The sequence below is a fragment of the Agrobacterium sp. MCAB5 genome, from assembly GCF_052114365.1.
Classification (GTDB): domain Bacteria; phylum Pseudomonadota; class Alphaproteobacteria; order Rhizobiales; family Rhizobiaceae; genus Agrobacterium; species Agrobacterium tumefaciens.
The window spans coordinates 1-376 of the sequence record NZ_JBFREP010000352.1 but is presented as its reverse complement, the minus strand read 5'-3'; the positions used below and the strand labels follow the sequence as shown (position 1 = coordinate 376).

Annotated in this window: 1 pseudogene; it reads left to right on the top strand. The window is 58.5% G+C overall.

The window, feature by feature from the left end:
• Positions 1-347: pseudogene (locus tag AB4Z23_RS28990) on the top strand (ribosome small subunit-dependent GTPase A); the annotation flags it as partial.
• Positions 348-376 lie beyond the last annotated feature (29 nt).

The following is a 376-nucleotide window of genomic DNA, read 5'->3' as shown; positions in this document are numbered from 1 at the left end:
GTCGACACACCACGACGGCGCGATCCCTGCATGCGGTTTCAGGCGGCGGCTGGGTCATAGACACGCCAGGTATAAGGAAGCTCTATGTCAGCGACGTTACCAACGGAATAGACACGCTGTTTGCCGAGATTACCGAGCTGGCGCCATTGTGCCGGTTTCGCGACTGTACCCATGCTCATGAACCAGGATGCGCCGTTCAAGGCGCTGTCGCACGCGGCGAGCTTGGTGCCGATCGGCTAGAAAGGTGGCGAGGTTTGCACGCTGAAAATGCCGACCGGACGCCAGTGGTGAGCGGACCGCGCGGCAACAAGGTCAACAAGAAGAAGCATTATCTGCTTCGACCGTAGACATTCAATCCAGCGGCGTAAGTCTGATC